This is a genomic window from Stenotrophomonas sp. 278 (genome assembly GCF_003935715.1).
GTDB classification, from domain to species: Bacteria; Pseudomonadota; Gammaproteobacteria; order Xanthomonadales; family Xanthomonadaceae; genus Stenotrophomonas; species Stenotrophomonas maltophilia_AH.
The window spans coordinates 1-512 of sequence record NZ_RHPP01000332.1 but is presented as its reverse complement, the minus strand read 5'-3'; the positions used below and the strand labels follow the sequence as shown (position 1 = coordinate 512).

At 73.8% G+C, this 512-nt stretch carries 1 protein-coding gene; it reads left to right on the top strand.

All coding sequences use genetic code 11. The features are described from left to right. A partial coding sequence (locus EGJ34_RS22005) for an energy transducer TonB (RefSeq protein ID WP_148100564.1) occupies positions 1-291 on the top strand: 291 nt, incomplete at its 5' end. Positions 292-512: the final 221 nt, after the last annotated feature.

Here is a 512-nt window from a genome sequence, read left to right as displayed (position 1 = left end):
GCGGCGTCCCGCGCGGCCGCCCCCGCCGCTGCGGCCAACAACCTGCGCGCAGTCAGCACCCCGGCCCCGCGTTACCCCCCGGAAGCCCTGCGCGCCGGCACCTCCGGTGACGTGCTGGTGGAAATCACCGTCGGCACCGACGGCTCGGTCACCAACGCCCGCGTTCTGCGCGCCAACCCGGCCCGCGTGTTCGACCGCGAAGCCCTGAATGCCGTGAAGCGCTGGAAGTTCGAGCCGGTCTCGGCCCCGGTCACCACGCGCCGCACCCTGGCGTTTGCTCCGGGCGGTTGATAAGCGACACCCGGTAGGTACCGACCGTTGGTCGGTACCCTCCAATGAAAAGGCCCGGAGCGATCCGGGCCTTTTTTGTTGCGCATCTGATTCCGTTCGCGACACCCCCGGTAGCGCCGGCCGTTGGCCGGCCCCCGGGGGTTTTTGGGGCGGCCCCCCCCCGCGCCGCCCCGGGGGCCCCCCCCCGCCCCCGGGCGCCCGCCCCGGGGGCGTTTGTCAAC